Source organism: Undibacterium sp. SXout7W (assembly GCF_049339385.1).
GTDB lineage: Bacteria > Pseudomonadota > Gammaproteobacteria > Burkholderiales > Burkholderiaceae_D > Undibacterium.
The window spans coordinates 1-288 of sequence record NZ_JBMPPF010000147.1; the positions used below are offsets into that span (position 1 = coordinate 1).

1 protein-coding gene is annotated in these 288 nt (G+C 59.4%); it reads right to left on the reverse strand.

Translation table 11 applies throughout. The features are described 5' to 3' along the window. A partial coding sequence (locus tag ACO0LB_RS20860) for a MazG nucleotide pyrophosphohydrolase domain-containing protein (RefSeq protein WP_423052654.1) occupies nt 1-153 on the reverse strand: 153 nt, incomplete at its 3' end. Nucleotides 154-288: the final 135 nt, after the last annotated feature.

Genomic DNA, 288 nt, shown 5'->3' on the forward strand with positions numbered 1-288 from the left:
GTCGCTGCGCTCGATGGCATCGGCGACTTCGTACGCCTCTTCCAGGGTGTAGGGCACGATGCTCGCGTAGTTCTGCTTCAGATCCCACGGGCAGCCGTGTTGCGGATCGCGCAGACGGGCCATCAGGTGCAGCAGGTCGTCGAGTCGATACATGAAAGCTCCCGGCTAGGGTTTGTACGAAAAGTCGTCGAGCGAAGGTCAGGCAAGGCGAACCCCCTCGAAGAAGCGCAGTTTACGTGTTGTAAATGAGCATTCTGAGAGGGGGTTCAACGCAGCATCACCGAGCGC